The sequence below is a fragment of the Microbulbifer mixtoriginis (SeqCode) genome, from assembly GCF_052467515.1.
Window position 1 is genome coordinate 307031 of sequence record NZ_CP174314.1, and the last position, 13980, is coordinate 321010.

A 13980-nucleotide genomic window follows, 5' to 3' on the forward strand; every position below is an offset into this window, starting at 1 on the left:
GGTCTACGGAATTTTATGGCAGCATTTTGACAGTCTGGTGTGAGCGTACCTAGACTGGGCGGATCTCACCGGAAATGAATTAAATTATGTCGATATTCCCTGCAATTGATCAGGCACTAGAGGCTTTTGCCAGCTTTGTCTGGGGTCCCCCTTTATTAGTGCTACTCGTTGGTGGCGGCCTCGCGCTATTAATCTATTCTCGTGGCCGTCCCTACCGCCATCTTGGGCACAGTATTGGGCTTTTAAGTGGCCGATATGATGACCCCAATGACCCTGGCCAGGTGAATCACAGCCAAGCGCTCTCTACAGCGCTGTCGGGAACCCTGGGGTTGGGCAATATTTCCGGGGTTGCTATCGCAATTACGATTGGTGGGCCTGGGGCGATTTTCTGGATGTGGGTAACCGCCCTGGTGGGGGTGGCTACCAAGTTCTATACAGCGACGCTGGCGGTGATGTTTCGCGGTCGCGATGCCTCCGGGGAACTGCAAGGTGGCCCCATGTATGTTATTCGCGAGGGGTTGGGCCGAGGCTGGATGCCGCTCGCGGTACTGTTTGCCGTGGCGGGACTCTGCGGTATGTTGCCGGTGTTTCAGTCCAATCAAACCACGCAGCTACTGCGCGAGTCTTTTGCTGAGCCCTTGGGTTGGGTAGCGCCCGGAGGTTCACTCACTTTTGATTTTGTTATTGGCTTATTAATTGCTGTTGCATCGGCCTACGTTATTGCCGGGCGTATCCAGCGTATCGGTAAATTCTCCGCAAGAGTAGTGCCGGGCATGGTGCTGCTTTATTTGGGCATGACCCTTGTGGTAATTGCCAGCTTCTGGGAGCAGGTACCGGCAGCATTTGCGCTAATTTTCTCCGATGCTTTCAGCGGTCAAGCTATTGCTGGAGGTACTCTGGGTTCGGTAATCACAGTAGGGGTGAGCCGGGGCGCATTTTCTAATGAGGCGGGTATAGGCACAGAGTCTTTAGCCCATGGTGCAGCGAAAACCCGTGAGCCCGTTCGAGAAGGCGTGGTTGCCATGCTGGGCCCCATTGTAGACACACTGGTTATCTGCACTTGCACTGCCCTGGTGATACTACTGACTGGCGCTTGGCAGCAGGAAGGGGATATTGCCGGCGTTACCCTGACTGCACAGGCATTTTCTCAGGTATTTGGGCAGTTTGGTCCAATTTTGCTACTGCTAATGGTCCTACCACTGGCTTTTAGCACCATCGTCACCTGCTGGTATTACGGTATGAAGTGCTATGTTTTTCTTTTTGGCGGCCGCTGGCAGGGCCTTTATACCGGGCTCTATATGATACTGATTGTATTGGGTGCGGTGGCTTCTCTGAGCGCGGTCAACAGCATTATTATTGGCATGTACGCCGTAATGGCTGTGCCCACTATGGTTTCCACATTACTGCTGGCACGGCATGTAAACCGTGCAGCGCATGCGTATTTCACCCGTATGGAAGTCGCAAAGCGGGAAGGGGCAGAGGCCTCTCAATAGCAGGCGTTTTTCCAGGCAAAGAAAAGGCGGACTTAATAGTCCGCCTTTTTTATGGTGCCTTTTCACAAGTGTCTAGATTTTACCTAAGGCACAACAGATACCTTTGTGCCGACTCTGGCGTGGCGGTAGAAAATCTTCGCCATATGCCAGGGGATGCGAATACAGCCATGGGAGGCCGGGTAACCGGGTACATAACCGGCATGCATGGTGACTGGGCCATTAATCCGCATCATGTAATCCATTGAGGCTCCGCGGAAGCGAGACCCGGCAGGCTTGCGATGGCGGCGTACATCCACATTACTGCGCAGTACTTGGCCACGAGAGCTTATATAGTGACCGTACAGGTTGGAGCGGTGGCTGTACTTCTTCTGTGAAATACGAAAGTTACCAGTAGGAGTTCGATGGCCTGGTTTACCGGTAGAGACCGGGGACATGCCGGCGAGACGTCCTCCCTTATAGAAGTAGGCCATCTGGTCACTTAAGTCGATCACAATACGCGGTGTACCTTGTACATGGCCTTTAAACCACATATGCCGGCTATTTTGTGGTTGAGCTTGTTGGTATCTGCCGTATCGAGAATATGCCCTTTGGTTCCTGCTGTATCGAGAGTAGCTCCTTTGATTCCTATTGTATCGGGAGTGTCCCCTATACTCTCTCCGGTACCTGTAATCTCTGCTATATCTGGAGTGCCGGTCATAATGCCCTCCATGCCCCTGATGAGCGACATACCTTGAGCCCTGGCGGGAATAGGGATTGGAATAATCCGCAGCATAGGCCAGGGGGGCCAATATTGCCGATCCAACAACCATCAGCGCAGCGGCGAACGAAGCGTTTTTGCGTAGAGCTCCTTGTACCTTTTGTAGGGATGTTTTCTGTCGTGTAGGTATAATTTGATGGTTTTGCAGCGAAGGTCGGTTATGCATTACACACCTCTCTATTGCCAGTGGGCCGTGTAAACAACCATGGATTTAGAGCCTAACCATTGCCTGCCAGGGTGCGGTATCCCTAGCACCCAATCAGAAGCACGGCGCAGGTCAGAGATTTCCCCAAAGCAGCTCCCCGTATACTCGGCCTCAGCTGCGGGATGGGTTAGCACAGGTTTTCACCAATGCAGGTCCAAGGGATGGTAAGGTCCGTGTCTTGGGCCAGTCACATCAAAAAGGAATAAGTGAATTGCTGGTTATTAATCTCACAGACATTTGCAAGAATGGTTTGCGAAGGGATTGATAGGCGTTAGAGCTCCAATCTGAGGAATTATCTTAAAGAGACTTCTTTAGCGGGGTCTTTAGCCGATAAAGTACCAGCGGATTTGCCACATTAGTGAACTATTCACTAGCGGGATCAGGGGTTAATTTATGGAGCGTTTATTTACCTATGGCACTCTTCAGCAAGAGAATGTACAACTGGAGACTTTTGGCCGTAAGTTACAAGGATCTGAGGATACTTTAATTGGTTACCAGCTTTCTGAAATAAGAATTATAGATCCACAAGTTGTGCAAACTAGCGGCAAGGAGTTTCACCCCATACTGAAGTACACAGGGCGTTCTTTTGATACGGTTGAGGGTACAGTTTTTGAAATCTCTGCCGAAGAGCTTGCTCAGTCTGATGCCTATGAAGTGGATGCCTATCAGCGGGTTGCCGCCAAATTGAAATCTGGTATAGAAGCCTGGATTTATGCTGAGGCAAACTAAAGACGTCATTTACTAAGGTAGTTATGCTTTTATTAGAGGGCATAGGGAGGTGTTTCACAGGGGGGGATGGCCGAGGGGATGCGGATACTGCAGATCAGGCCAGCTTTTTCTCGATTTCTCTGTGAATCAATAGATATGAAACAATATTTCGATAAAGGCAAGAAGGGCCTGGTTGACCTTTCCCGTAAAGTGCCAGCTGAAATCACCGGCAGTTTAAAAGTTTTTCAAGAAGTAGTTGCCGGACTGCCAATATTTTCTTCTGCGGAGCGCAGTGAGAATTTTATGCAGAGATACGATGAAAAACATTACTTTGTGATTCCCTATCAGCTCTCACAAACTGGCTTTACTCTGCACACAATGCGTTGTTTACCTGATGATGCCCCAGAGGTAAATGATCTACCCAAACGCCGAATATTTCACTTTCCCAACTCCCATTATGAGGGGAGTTTACGTAAATTTATGGTGGAGAGCGCCGTAGAGTTATCCCTGGAAAGGGGAAATTCTGGAAAGAGTTCGCTCGAAAGACTGGCGGATGATATCGACAAACTCGATAGAAAATTGACCGTTGGTATGCTGTTAGTTGGGGGTGTTGCCGCAGTGTTTAATCCCCTGATCGGTGCCGGGCTGGCAGCCAAGGCGGTGCTGCCCGGTATGAGTGGCCTGGTCAATAAATTCGGCTTGCGCCCAGCCGGAGAAAAGCTATCGGAATTACAGAGCAAAAAAATGCTTCGTCAGGCAGAGGAAGATGTTGCCAAGCAGTTTTCCGAATCGAATACCCTCAAGGTGATCAATCCTATTCTGCAAGAATTGGAATTAGCGCTGAGAACCACTGAAGCCCAGCACGACCCATTGACCGATCCCAATTTAGCCGATGGCTCAATCCCTGCGCTGGATAGCGAGCGCAGGCGCGAGTTGACCGAGCGAGCGGTTTATCATGTATATAAGGATATTTATCTAGATAAAAAGCTGGTCAAGCTGGCTCAGCTGGGGCCGGAGGACTTGCGTTGGTTTGAGGTGCTTTTGCAAACCTAGAAAAATTAACTTTATAACTTAAGTAGACAGCCTAGTAAGTAAAATTTATATGGCTACTAGGCTGTACAATTTAGATAACGTTAATTTTTAGAAATTATACGTTATGGCAAGAGAAGATAGGGATGGTTTATACTGATTCATTTCGTAGATCGTGTGCTCCAGACTAAGCCCCCAATTATTATGGGTGAAACCAAAGGAAACACCATAGTATGGATCGCTGCCATCCGAAGACGTTTTCTCGGAGTTCATCGCGAGAACTTCTTCGTAGGGTTTTCGGAATTTTGACATACTACTTACGCTAGTGTAGCGGTGAAGAAAAACTTCTTTTGACTCATAGATCGTTTTCCATTGTTGGTAACCTAATCGAAGACCTGCGTGAAATTTTTTAGTAATATCTGTAGTTACGAGCACCCCAAGTGTCTTAGAATTTCCTGATAATGATACTTTGTAGTTGGTGTGATAAAGGTGTTCACCACTAGGATCATATTCGTCAGAGTGAGATCTAGTTAATATTTTTTGGTTGTCTTCGCTTTCTCCAAGGTCTGTATATCCACCCTCAAAAGCTAAGAAATTGTTAAGGCGAAATCCTAGGATTAAATTCCATCCCTGGGATTTTGTTACTTCGGCTATAAAGCTAGAATTTACCTGCAAGGTATCGGCATCTGCGTCAACGATGCCGTAGGATGATTTAATGTATAAATTATTGTCTTGCGCTATGTTGGGGCTAGCGAAAATTATTAAAGCAAATGCGGGTGCTAATCTTTTCAATGTATATCTCTCATTACAAAGTGCCAATTAAGAATCGATAAAATCATTTTCTTTGTGCAAAACTGCTTTGTGGCTTCCCCTTTTTCTCATGGTGGCTTGCTAATCATCTTCTTTGGGAGCTGTACCTCTAAGAGGAAGGGATATTGTAATAGATGATTTATACTATCAATGCGGTTAAATATTTATTTGATTACACGCTATTACAGGGGTTAATAAAATATTTTTATTTTCTGTTGTGCTGTTTAGAGGTTATTAGTTAATTCCGTGTCTTGAAAATGTGAGTGTATTCTGTTTGTTTTTTATCTCAGAGTTTTCGGTTGTTATTAAATATTGCTAAATTTTTCAATTCTTACATCTCCCACAAGGAAAAGTTGTAATCTTTCTAATGTTCTTTTCAAGTGTGGCATTTTCCAGTGCAGTTGCTCACTCTCAATAGAGTCCCAAACTTCTAACGTAATAAAAGTATTTTTTTCCTCTGCAGAAGCCAGTATTTTATAGCTTAAACAGCCGCTTTCACTCTTAGAGTTCACCGCCAGAGTAGTAAGCAATTCTTTTGCTTCTTTTGTAGTTCCTGCCTTTACTATTACTTTAGCCATTACAAATAGCTTACTCATTGTCTAATCTCCAATTTTCTGTTAAGTATTGCGTTTAACAACTAGAAATACACCTGCAACCATCAACACTAGCCCACAAAGTCTTTTGAGGTCCAGGCTGTTTTGCTGTGCACCTAGAAGAGCAAAGTGATCGATAGCGGCAATAGCAATTAGCTGCCCAAGCAGAACAAAGGATATAGTATTGCCAACGCCGTATTTTGGTGAAACCCAGGTGACGCTGAGTACGTAAAACGCAACTAATATCCCGCCGAGATAAAGGTGCCAGGAGATATCTTTGTGAAAACCGGCTACTTGGAAACCTTCAGTTTTAAATAAGTAAATAATAGAGATGGTCAGTCCGACAAAAAACAAAATCGTCGTAGCGAGAGCCGAGCTGCCAAGCTTCACACCTAGACCGCTATTTAACGTGGCCATCACCGGGATGCCGATTCCGGCAATTAACATTAGCGACGGATAAAGAATTGAGCTAGGCACTGCTGGAACCTCACTGAAGGGGTTTTAAGGCTATAACTGCTCATGTAGATGAGTTGTGTTGGCCCACAATGGAAGCTGAAGGGTTATGGAAAGCTGGCGCAGGGACATCAGTTTGCGCCAGCATTATTGATGCGTTATTAACGGCTAGTTTATTAACTGTTTAACGATCGCTTTACCAACAGCATGTGCACTGGCTGGGTTTTGTCCAGTAATCACACGGCCATCCTCGATGACAAATTCCTGCCAGGGTTGCACTTTGTTAAATCGAGCAGATTTTCTGCTGATAGCTTCTTCAAGCAGAAAGGGGATATCTTCAATGGTGCCAAAATCGATTTCTTCTTCTCGGGTAAATGCAGTCACAGACTTAGTTGCCAGTAAGCTTTCACCATTGCTCAAAGTGATAGGCAGCAGGCCAGCTGGTCCGTGGCACACGGCAGCAAGTACGCCGCCATTTTCATAATGCTCTGCAGATAACTTGGCAAAGTCCTCATTGCTTGCTAAGTCGGAAAGTAGACCAAACCCACCTGGGTAGAACACCGCATCGTAACTAGCAGTATTCAGCTGGTTTACTGGAATAGTGTTGTTGACACGGTTCTGGAAGTCTTCATCGGCCAATACCTGGCTGTTGACCTCATCTCCTTCAATATCTGTACCGTAGAGTGGTGCTTTGCCACCTTTAATAGAGGCAATATCGTAATCAATGCCATTTTCTTTAAGTACATGCACGACGTGAGTCAGCTCAGGGGAGTAGGTGCCATTAGCTTGGTCGGTTTCCCCGAGGGTTGCATGGTTGGTTACGGGAATAAGTACTTTCTTCATGAATCTGTCCTCTGTGTTAAGCATTCAGTGGGGAGGATTCTAGGTTGTCCCTGATAAGATGATAATATGAGATTTCTGTGAAATACTTTTGCTAAATAGCAATAATGGTGGGGTATGGATACATTTGACGGTGTAGTCGAATTTGTTGCTGTAGCTGAGTGCCAGGGTTTCTCTGCGGCCGCCAAGCAGCTGGGGTGCAGTACCAGCCATGTGAGCCGGCAGGTGGCTCGCTTGGAGGAGCGTCTGGGGAGTGCGCTTCTGGCTAGAACAACGCGCTTGGTCAGCCTGACTCAGGCTGGGGCTGTTTATTACCAGCGCTGTAAAGAGCTGGTTGTGGGTCTGCAACAGGCCAATGAACAGCTAAGCCTGCAGCAGTATGAGCTGAGTGGCACGTTGCGCGTGAGCTGCGCTGGTTTATTTGCTGAACAGTATGTGGCTCCAGCACTGATGAATTTCGCCTTACAACACCCTGACTTAAAGATCGACATTGATTTCAACAGCCGAATGGCCAATTTTGTAGAGGATGGTATCGACTTTGCGATCCGTTATGGCCGCCTTGAGGACTCTGGGCTGGTGGCTCGCAAGCTGGCTGGACGCCAGATGATGGCAGTTGCCAGCACTGAATATCTTGATCAATTCGGCAGGCCAATCCACCCACAGGATTTAAAGTCGCACAGTTGTATTGTTGCGAATAATGAGAACTGGATATTTGATATAGAAGGCACCGAGGAGTCTATTCGCGTTAATGGACGCTGGAGAAGTAATAATGCCCATACAGTGGTTAACGCATGTGAAAAAGGCCTAGGTATTGCCTATATGCCAAAAAGCAGTTTTAACCGCTCTATAGAGTCACAGCTATTAGAGCCCGTACTGGAGCCTTTTTGGGGGCGCGGAGCCAGCAGCTGGATTGTGTATCAGAATCGCCGCTTTTTACCAATACGAGCGAGAATGGCCATTGATTATCTAATGGATCACTTTTCTAGTTGGCAGGAGTAAATATGATAAATATTCTAGAAAACCTTCCGAAAAACACTGAGGTTGAGCACTTCCAGGACATCGTAAAAAGTGATGCTATACGAATTGAAAGAATTGTTTCATACGGACAGTCTTCACCGAAGGAAGGTTGGTATGATCAGAGTGAACACGAATGGGTGCTTGTACTGAGTGGTTATGGTGTGGTGGAGTTTGACTGCGGGGAGATATGTCAGCTGAAGTCTGGTGATTGCTTATTGATAAAGGCTGGAAGAAAGCACCGGGTGATTAAGACATCCTCTGATGAGGCGACGGTATGGTTGGCAATATTTTATCGCGAATAAACTTAAAATGAAGTTCAAAAATAATTGAATTTTGTAGTTTAAATATATCTTCTGTTAACCAAATTTTTTGTAATTTGTAAGTTTAAATTCTTTAATTAACTTCTCTGCACCTAAGCTATGGGTTATTTCTCTTCGATACACCAAGCAGATTTCATCTTTGAAGCCTGGTTGGTCTTTACTAACCCATTGAAGCTGATTTCTTCCAATTGTTTGAGCAACTCGACCAGGAATAATACCGACCCCGACCCCCTCAAGTGTCATATTTGTGATCAGTTCGTGGCTAGAGGAAGTAATATATTGTTTATATTTGTTATTTTTTTCCATGTTTTTTATCAGCCAGTCTGTTTGCATCAGCGCTGGGTCATAAATTAATACGTCCCTAGACTGTATTTTTTCAGGGTTATGCCAAAAACTCACCATATCATGACAGAGGTGCTTTATTATCAAATCAGGATGGGATACGGGATTTACCACAATGCCGATATCAATTTTCCAGCTGATCACTGATTCGACAATTTCCCGAGAAAGCGCGTGTTGGAAGCTTAATTCGATACCTGGATTTTGAGCAATGAATCCGGCTAGCCTTTCAGGCAGCATATGTAGTGAGATGGAGCTGTGACACCCGATAGTGAAGTGACCAACAGCTTCTTTGTTTTCGCGCAGCGCTGAGTACTTTACCTCATCCCAATCATCAAGTAACTGTTGAGCACTTTTTAATAGTCTTAACCCTGCACGAGACAATTGCACACCAGTTTTTTCTCGTATGATTACTTCTGTACCAAGCTGTCTTTCCAGCCTCTTGATAGCCGCGCTTAAACTCGGCTGCCGAATCCCTAATCTCTCTGCAGCTCTTGAGATATTTTTTGTTTTAGCAACTTCAATAAAATAATTGAGTTCATCAGCGTGTGGAAACATAGGTATAACTTATTTAGCCACTTAAAAAGCCAGTGTGTTTAAGCTGAGTCTACATCGACATTTATTTTGTTGCCATAGATATTGCCTATGGCAACCAGCGACGACATCTATTTTTCAAGTTTCAACTCCCATGCTAATTTCTTCGCCTTCCTAGTATTCAAATTATTTCTGGAGTCAGGGTGTCTACATCATCTCTAAGCTATCCGGCGGTAGCGAATGGTAGTGCGGTAACTTATGAAACTAATTTCAATTCAGTTTTAACTTTTCCTCTACATGCTTGGTATGAGTGGGGATACTTACATAATCCAATTACTGCGAGTGACATAGACCTTTCTAGAGTTAAGCACTCCTATGCATTACTGCAGGAACAGCTTGGAGATGATGGAAACCCTATCTACGGTTTGCACACAAGTTATGGAGAGAATGAACGCAATCGCTTAGATCCAAATCAGTGGAAAGAGACACAAGTCAATCTTCTGGAGTACTTAAGAGTTGGTGTTGGTGCGCCATTACCGAAATCGGTAGTCAGGCGTGCATTAAAGTTACAGGCTCTAAAAACAGCGCACGGCTTATCTGGTATCCATCCTTCCACTTATCAAGCACTTCTTAAGCTGGCCAACAGTGAAACGCTTCCGAGGGTACCTCGAAAAGGGAGCCTTGGAGCCAGTGGTGATTTGATTTCCATGGCCCATGCTATTTCACCACTATTTGAACAAGGGCCAAGAGGCCCCCGTGATGTCATTGGGCTTGTAAATACCAATGCTATGATGGCTTCCTGGGCTATTGAGCATGATTATCAGCTAAGAAAGCTATTAAGAGATTGTTTCAAATCTGTGGCATTAACCTCCATGGCCATAGGGGCGGGAGATGAACACTTCTCCGAAGGGTTGAGCTACGGAGAGGTGCACGGTAGTTATGCTCGTGCTGGCCAATTACTTACCCTGTTACGACGTGATTACCTGCGCTCCTCAAGAGTTATCGAGGGTGAAAAAAGCTTATTACAAGCCCGATATTCTGTTCGCTGTGCCCCCCAGATATTAGGCCACTGCCTTGACCTATTGGATTATTCAGAGGCAAAAATTCGTTCCGAAGCCACTGCCGTTGCAGATAACCCTCTAATTCTTGAATCAGGTCCATGGCATGGCGGATTGTTTTATGCAATTGGATTGGCAGCTTCTGCCGAGTTTATGCAGGAAATTATCCATCGCTTAGCCGAAATGCTTGATCGACAAATATTGATTTTGATGGATCATCGCTTGAATGGAGGACTGCCGGATAATTTAAATGCTGAATCGTTTAACCACTGTAAAGGAATTCATCAGTTATCGTCGGCTCTATTCCAGGAAATAAAAGCTAGATCGACACCTGTGCGTCAGATGAGTTTCTCGTGTGAAGGAAATAATCAGGATTTGGTTCCCTGCGGAATGACTGCTCTCAATAATATCAGTGACCAACTGGATAGTTTAAGGGAAATTATTCGAGCAGCGACTTTTTGCTCAGCTAGGGCAGCAATAATGCGTTCAAGTGGCGATTTGCCAGAAGCATTAAAATTAGTGAATTGGCCGCAATATACAACATCTCAATTAGAGAGCATTCTATGAAATTTAACTATTTAACAGGAAATTTTGGTATTGAGATTTCCGCTAAAGAAATTTCTGAATTAGATCTGGACACTAAGAAAACATTAAAAAATTTATGGCATGAACATGAACTTTTAGTTATCCGAGATATGGACCTGGATACTCAGGCATTTGTTAGGTTCTGCAGCTTGTTTGGGGAGCTTCAGAAGAACTATTTCTTCTTTCAAGGTCACTCAGAGGGTTATCCACAAGTTGCTAAAATTATTAAAGAGCCTGGTGAAAAGAAAAATACAGGAGGAATATGGCATCACGATCAGGGCTATTACTCCAACCCGGTAAAAGGTATCGCATTGTACGGTATTGATATTCCTCCTAGGGGTGGTGATACCCTATTTACAAGTTCAACGCTTGCTTATGAGAATCTGTCAACTGTAATGCAACAGTTAGTCGGTTCACTCAATGTGATACATACGACAGAGTTGATGCTTAAAAAACAGCCGCTGAAGAAATCAGTAAAAGGTAAAGATGGAGATGATTCAAGTATAGAACGAGCACTAAAATTGATGCCACTAGAATCTGCTATACATCCAGCAGTCTGTAAAAATTCTGTAACCGGTAAGCCTTTTCTCTACTTAAACCGAACTACCACCTCGCAATTTGAGGGAATGACATGCGATGAGAGTATGGGGCTTTTGAATTATTTATTTCAGCATATAGAAAAACCAGAATTCAATTGTCGAGTGCAATGGCGTCCTGGGACCTTGGTTATTTGGAATAATCACCAAGTCTTACACTATGCCGTCAATGATTACAATCAACGACGAGAATTACATCGTGTACATTTTTCTGCTGAAAAACCGATTAAGTACTATAAGTGATTAATTGGTGGATTTTATGAATTATTATGAGCTACGAGCTGAATTTTTACATGTCAATAGTCAGCCTGAAATTGAAAGGCAGAGTTTAAAAGATGAACAGGTGAGGCGATTATTGCGAGAATCCTTTGAAAAATCTGATTATTATCGCAAGCTAATTATAAATAATAACATTGACATAGAGGAAATAAGAAGTTTTGAAGATTTATATAAGCTACCGATTATAAGTTCGGAAGTATTTTCAACTTCTATGTCAGAAGTTAGTATGAGTTATGACAATATTGTTCGTTATTGCCATACTTCAGGCAGTACCGGTGCACCCAAGCGCGTGCCTTATACACGTAAAGATATTGAGCTGGCAATAATCTCTCAGGCTCGAAGCTATTTGCTTGCAGGTGTTGAACCATTCGATAAGTGTTTATGTGCAATGACTTATGGTCCTTGGCCTAGTGGGATGATCTGTCATGCTGCCAGTGAAATTTTTGGTCTCACTATTCCTGCAGATTCTTTTCTAGGAATTGATCATCAGCTACAGAGTCTACAAAAAGATAAGCTGAATTATATGGTTTGCTTACCTTCATTGTTACCGAGGCTAGAGCGTTACTGTCTGGAAAAAAACATATCGCCCGCGTCTTTGAGTGTTAGGAAAATATTCGTAGTGGGTGAATTGTTTTCAGAGACTTTTCGGAGTTACTATGAGGGGGTATTCAACGCCAAGTTGATTAACATGTATGCAAGTACGGAATTTGGGCTAATAGCGAGTGAATGCCAATATCATAACTTACATGTCTGGGAAGATTTTTTTCATGTAGAGGTTATTGATCCAGATACGGGTAAGTTATGTGAAGATGGCGTTACAGGGGAATTAGTAATAACAGCGCTGAAACGTGAAGCTCTTCCTCTGATTCGTTTTAACACACACGATTTGGTTGAAATGTATAAGGAGCCATGTGAGTGTGGCCAAACTGGAGCCTATTTGGGCCCCATCAGAGGGCGTCGCGATAATATGTTCACAATCAATGGGGGAAATATATATCCAATTGTGTTGGAAAATATTGTTACAGCCATTCCTGGACTCAGCTCCTTTTACCATTGCATTATTGATAAGATTGATGGGCACGATCAATTATCATTTAAAATTGAAGCTAAAGATAATGTTGATGATCAGGAGAAAGAGTATTTGGCGGGTGAGTTTTATAGAGAGTTGACTAGTTTTGATCTAACGCTTCGTATGATATTCCTTGGGCTTGAGTCTGCGTCAAGACTAAATATAGATATCCTGCAGCCTGGTATAATTAGTCAGAAATCAGGGAAGATTAGAAAAATTATAGATAGAAGGTGATTTCTGCATCATCAATATCTTTTCAGTTTGTTGTTTTTGTGGTTAAGTGTTCCCCCGTATAGATGTAGTATCTCGAGTAAGGTTGAGGCTGGCTTAAAGTTAAACATTGTTGGTTTGATAGGTGTGAATTTGGGTAAGCTTTACTTTTTTATTAATAAAAATAAAATTTCATATGGGGTGAGCTCATGTTCAGATGTTGGATTTTTGCGTATTTATTTTTGATGTCCTCTTTTTCTTTGGGGGTAGAGGTTGACAAGTCACCATTGATAGTTGGCGATTCGATAAGCTTTTCATCCGCAATCTTAGATGAAAAGCGCATGTTGAATGTTTACCTACCAGCGAGTTATCAACGCGACACTAAAAGAAGTTACCCGGTAATCTATCTTTTAGATGGTTCTATGAATGAAGATTTTGTTCATATAGCTGGTTTATTGCAATTTGGATCCTTTTCCTGGATTAATATGCTACCGGAGTCGATTCTTGTTGGAGTCGTAAATGTAGACAGGAAACGGGATTTTACATTCCCCTCAGCTAAGAAGCTGGATAGGCAAGAGTTTCCAACCTCTGGTGGTTCGGATAATTTTATAGGTTTTCTTGATAGAGAAGTTCAGCCTCTAATTGAAAATAATTATCGTGTAAATGGAGATTCTACTTTGATTGGCCAGTCCCTTGGGGGGCTTTTGGCTACAGAAATTCTATTTAAACATGCAGATCTCTTCGATAATTACATCATTATTAGTCCAAGCTTGTGGTGGAGCGGAGAGTCTCTTTTGAAACAAGTTCCTAAAGATTGCTGTGATGATAAGTCGGTCTATGTAGGTGTGGGGAAAGAAGGGGAGGTCATGGAGCGGCTGGCAAGAACTTTATTCAATAAGTTAGATAGTAATAAAAATAATATACACTTCGGTTATTTTGAACAGCTGGATCATGGTGATACGCTGCATCTTGCTGTATATGATGCATTTGATAAAATTTTTAATGCTAAATATTTAGGTGATAAAAAGGATTAATTGTGTGCAAGTAGGCAGTAGTATTATGTCCTGATTTGTTGATCAAGTGGT

16 protein-coding genes are annotated in these 13980 nt (G+C 43.7%); 9 read left to right on the forward strand and 7 right to left on the reverse strand.

The features are described 5' to 3' along the window. Positions 1-86: 86 nt before the first annotated feature. Positions 87-1493 carry an alanine/glycine:cation symporter family protein gene (locus ACJJIT_RS01315; RefSeq protein WP_444899706.1) on the forward strand — a complete coding sequence of 469 codons (1407 nt, stop codon included), beginning with the start codon at positions 87-89 and terminating at the stop codon, positions 1491-1493. Positions 1494-1576: 83 nt separating this feature from the next. On the opposite strand, the gene ACJJIT_RS01320 is transcribed toward ACJJIT_RS01315, so the two are convergent. Both ACJJIT_RS01320 and ACJJIT_RS01325 read right to left on the reverse strand, forming a co-directional pair. Beyond that, entirely contained in the window at positions 1577-1984 is a 408-nt protein-coding gene (locus ACJJIT_RS01320; RefSeq protein WP_252083479.1) for a L,D-transpeptidase family protein, read from the reverse strand. After that, positions 1981-2220 (reverse strand): hypothetical protein, encoded by a 240-nt coding sequence (locus ACJJIT_RS01325; RefSeq protein WP_444882909.1) that lies wholly within the window; start codon positions 2218-2220, stop codon positions 1981-1983. The genes ACJJIT_RS01320 and ACJJIT_RS01325 overlap by 4 nt, the downstream gene beginning before the upstream one ends. Before the next feature lie 628 nt (positions 2221-2848). Here ACJJIT_RS01325 and ACJJIT_RS01330 point away from each other — a divergent pair. Both ACJJIT_RS01330 and ACJJIT_RS01335 read left to right on the forward strand, forming a co-directional pair. Then, positions 2849-3184 carry a gamma-glutamylcyclotransferase family protein gene (locus tag ACJJIT_RS01330; RefSeq protein WP_444882908.1) on the forward strand — a complete coding sequence of 112 codons (336 nt, stop codon included), beginning with the start codon at positions 2849-2851 and terminating at the stop codon, positions 3182-3184. Between the two features lie 135 nt (positions 3185-3319). Then, on the forward strand, positions 3320-4216 hold the full coding sequence (locus tag ACJJIT_RS01335) for a hypothetical protein (protein ID WP_444899707.1): 897 nt from the start codon (positions 3320-3322) through the stop codon (positions 4214-4216). A gap of 87 nt (positions 4217-4303) precedes the next feature. On the opposite strand, the gene ACJJIT_RS01340 is transcribed toward ACJJIT_RS01335, so the two are convergent. From ACJJIT_RS01340 to ACJJIT_RS01355, 4 genes are all read right to left on the reverse strand, one after another. Beyond that, complete coding sequence (locus tag ACJJIT_RS01340) at positions 4304-4984, reverse strand: outer membrane beta-barrel protein (RefSeq protein ID WP_444899708.1); 681 nt, start codon at positions 4982-4984, stop codon at positions 4304-4306. Positions 4985-5307: 323 nt separating this feature from the next. Next, complete coding sequence (locus tag ACJJIT_RS01345; RefSeq protein WP_444899709.1) at positions 5308-5598, reverse strand: putative quinol monooxygenase; 291 nt, start codon at positions 5596-5598, stop codon at positions 5308-5310. Between the two features lie 21 nt (positions 5599-5619). Continuing rightward, the gene (locus tag ACJJIT_RS01350; protein ID WP_444899710.1) at positions 5620-6072 is read right to left on the reverse strand and encodes a DMT family transporter; all 453 of its coding nucleotides are present in this window, start codon (positions 6070-6072) and stop codon (positions 5620-5622) included. A gap of 144 nt (positions 6073-6216) precedes the next feature. Beyond that, positions 6217-6891 (reverse strand): type 1 glutamine amidotransferase domain-containing protein, encoded by a 675-nt coding sequence (locus tag ACJJIT_RS01355; protein ID WP_252083466.1) that lies wholly within the window; start codon positions 6889-6891, stop codon positions 6217-6219. 114 nt (positions 6892-7005) lie between these two features. On the opposite strand from ACJJIT_RS01355, the gene ACJJIT_RS01360 reads away from it, so the two are divergent. Then, positions 7006-7887, forward strand: a complete 882-nt coding sequence (locus tag ACJJIT_RS01360; RefSeq protein ID WP_252083465.1) for a LysR family transcriptional regulator — start codon at positions 7006-7008, stop codon at positions 7885-7887. Between the two features lie 2 nt (positions 7888-7889). Next, positions 7890-8207, forward strand: a complete 318-nt coding sequence (locus tag ACJJIT_RS01365; RefSeq protein ID WP_444882902.1) for a cupin domain-containing protein — start codon at positions 7890-7892, stop codon at positions 8205-8207. A 54-nt stretch (positions 8208-8261) separates the two neighbouring features. On the opposite strand, the gene ACJJIT_RS01370 is transcribed toward ACJJIT_RS01365, so the two are convergent. Beyond that, positions 8262-9122 carry a LysR family transcriptional regulator gene (locus tag ACJJIT_RS01370; protein WP_444882901.1) on the reverse strand — a complete coding sequence of 287 codons (861 nt, stop codon included), beginning with the start codon at positions 9120-9122 and terminating at the stop codon, positions 8262-8264. A 179-nt stretch (positions 9123-9301) separates the two neighbouring features. On the opposite strand from ACJJIT_RS01370, the gene ACJJIT_RS01375 reads away from it, so the two are divergent. The 4 genes from ACJJIT_RS01375 to ACJJIT_RS01390 all read left to right on the forward strand — a co-directional run bounded on the left by ACJJIT_RS01375 (position 9302) and on the right by ACJJIT_RS01390 (position 13929). After that, positions 9302-10723 carry an aromatic amino acid ammonia-lyase gene (locus tag ACJJIT_RS01375; RefSeq protein WP_444882900.1) on the forward strand — a complete coding sequence of 474 codons (1422 nt, stop codon included), beginning with the start codon at positions 9302-9304 and terminating at the stop codon, positions 10721-10723. After that, positions 10720-11580, forward strand: coding sequence for a TauD/TfdA dioxygenase family protein (locus tag ACJJIT_RS01380; protein ID WP_444899711.1), 861 nt, complete (start codon positions 10720-10722; stop codon positions 11578-11580). The genes ACJJIT_RS01375 and ACJJIT_RS01380 overlap by 4 nt, the downstream gene beginning before the upstream one ends. A gap of 16 nt (positions 11581-11596) precedes the next feature. Then, on the forward strand, positions 11597-12919 hold the full coding sequence (locus tag ACJJIT_RS01385; protein WP_444882898.1) for a phenylacetate--CoA ligase family protein: 1323 nt from the start codon (positions 11597-11599) through the stop codon (positions 12917-12919). 185 nt (positions 12920-13104) lie between these two features. Then, entirely contained in the window at positions 13105-13929 is an 825-nt protein-coding gene (locus tag ACJJIT_RS01390) for an alpha/beta hydrolase (protein WP_444899712.1), read from the forward strand. Positions 13930-13980 lie beyond the last annotated feature (51 nt).

What these genes read in the sequence shown, in the direction of transcription:
- ACJJIT_RS01315 (WP_444899706.1), top strand. Translation starts at nt 87, where the DNA reads ATGTCGATATTCCCTGCAATTGATCAGGCACTAGAGGCTTTTGCCAGC.
- ACJJIT_RS01325 (WP_444882909.1), bottom strand. Translation starts at nt 2,220, where the DNA reads ATGTCGCTCATCAGGGGCATGGAGGGCATTATGACCGGCACTCCAGAT.
- ACJJIT_RS01330 (WP_444882908.1), top strand. Translation starts at nt 2,849, where the DNA reads ATGGAGCGTTTATTTACCTATGGCACTCTTCAGCAAGAGAATGTACAA.
- ACJJIT_RS01335 (WP_444899707.1), top strand. Translation starts at nt 3,320, where the DNA reads ATGAAACAATATTTCGATAAAGGCAAGAAGGGCCTGGTTGACCTTTCC.
- ACJJIT_RS01345 (WP_444899709.1), bottom strand. Translation starts at nt 5,598, where the DNA reads ATGAGTAAGCTATTTGTAATGGCTAAAGTAATAGTAAAGGCAGGAACT.
- ACJJIT_RS01355 (WP_252083466.1), bottom strand. Translation starts at nt 6,891, where the DNA reads ATGAAGAAAGTACTTATTCCCGTAACCAACCATGCAACCCTCGGGGAA.
- ACJJIT_RS01360 (WP_252083465.1), top strand. Translation starts at nt 7,006, where the DNA reads ATGGATACATTTGACGGTGTAGTCGAATTTGTTGCTGTAGCTGAGTGC.
- ACJJIT_RS01365 (WP_444882902.1), top strand. Translation starts at nt 7,890, where the DNA reads ATGATAAATATTCTAGAAAACCTTCCGAAAAACACTGAGGTTGAGCAC.
- ACJJIT_RS01370 (WP_444882901.1), bottom strand. Translation starts at nt 9,122, where the DNA reads ATGTTTCCACACGCTGATGAACTCAATTATTTTATTGAAGTTGCTAAA.
- ACJJIT_RS01380 (WP_444899711.1), top strand. Translation starts at nt 10,720, where the DNA reads ATGAAATTTAACTATTTAACAGGAAATTTTGGTATTGAGATTTCCGCT.
- ACJJIT_RS01385 (WP_444882898.1), top strand. Translation starts at nt 11,597, where the DNA reads ATGAATTATTATGAGCTACGAGCTGAATTTTTACATGTCAATAGTCAG.
- ACJJIT_RS01390 (WP_444899712.1), top strand. Translation starts at nt 13,105, where the DNA reads ATGTTCAGATGTTGGATTTTTGCGTATTTATTTTTGATGTCCTCTTTT.